The 1,475-nt window shown below is 69.8% G+C and carries 1 protein-coding gene; it reads right to left on the reverse strand.

Annotated features, from left to right (window positions below; all coding sequences use genetic code 11):
* A partial coding sequence (locus ACZ4LX_RS38125; RefSeq protein WP_467652003.1) for a condensation domain-containing protein occupies positions 1–1,475 on the reverse strand: 1,475 nt, incomplete at both ends.

Raw genomic sequence — 1,475 nt, forward strand, 5'->3', positions numbered from 1 at the left:
TCCACCGCAGCGATCACCGCACCCCGCAACCCCGCAGGCACACCACCCGGACCAAACACCTCACCCACGGTGAACTCGAGATCGAACTTGGCCGCCGGTGTGCCGGCCGAGGCTCCTTGTGCCCGGGCACCGGGCAAGTCCACGACAGCGTCGGCGTTGTTCTGGAGGGTGAGCATCACCTGGAACAGCGGGTGCCGGGCCAGGGAACGCGTCGGGGCGAGCTCCTCCACCAGACGCTCGAACGGCACGTCCTGGTGGGCAATGCCAGACAGACCCGTATCCCGCACCCGTGCGAGCAGATGGCGGAACGTCGGGTCGCCGGAAAGGTCCGCGCGCAGCACGAGCGTGTTCACGAAGAACCCGACCAGGTCGTCAAGGGCCTCGTCGGTGCGGCCCGCGTTGGCCGATCCGATGGGGATATCGGTGCCCGCGCCGAACCGGGACAGCAGGACCGCGAGGGCGGCCTGGAGCACCATGGCCACGGTCACGCCCTCGGCGCGCGCCACCTCCACGAGACGTGCGTGCACCTCGGCGGGAACGTCGAAGGGAACGCCGTGCCCACGGTGACTCGCCACGGACGGACGCGGACGGTCGTAGGGCAGCGTCAGCTCCTCCGGCGCACCGGCCAGCGTCTCCCGCCAATAGGCGACCTGACGCGACAGCACACTGTCCGGATCGCTCTCGTCGCCCAGCAGCTCACGCTGCCACAGCGCGTAGTCCGCGTACTGAACCGGCAACGGCTCCCACTCGGGGGCACGCCCCGCACACCGCGCCTCGTACGCCACCGACACATCACGCGCCAGCGGACCCATCGACCAGCCGTCACCGGCGATGTGGTGCACCACCACAACCAGCACATGCTCATCCGGAGCGACACCGAACAGCCAAGCCCGCACAGGGATCTCCGACGCGATGTCGAACGCATACCGCGACGCATCCGCCACAGCAGCATCCACGTCCACCACGGCGTCATCACCGACCAGCAGTTTCCAGTCCAGGTCCTCGTGGTCCAGGACGTGCTGGTAGGGCTCGCCGTCGGCGGTCGCGAACACCGTCCGCAGCACCTCGTGGCGGGCGATCACGTCCCGCAGCGCGGCGCCGAGGGCTTCCCGGTCCACCTGGCCCGTCAGGCGAAGCACGGTCGGAAGGTTGTAGGTGGCAGTCGGCCCTTCCAACTGCCCGATGAACCACAGACGGCGCTGCGCGTACGACAGCGGAAGGCGTTCCGGGCGCGGCCTCACTGTGAGCGCGGTCCGTGCTTGGTCGGCGCCATCGATGCGAGCCGCAAGTCCCGCCACGGTGGGCGCTTCGAACAGGGTGCGCAGCGACAGCTCGACCCCGAGCACCGACCGCACCCGGCTCACCAGGCGTACGGCGAGGAGCGAATGGCCGCCGAGGGCGAAGAAGCTGTCGTCGACGCCGACGGTGTCGACGCCGAGGACCTCGGCGAACGCCGCGCACAGGATCTCCTCGCG

Source organism: Streptomyces sp. NPDC026062 (assembly GCF_055568375.1).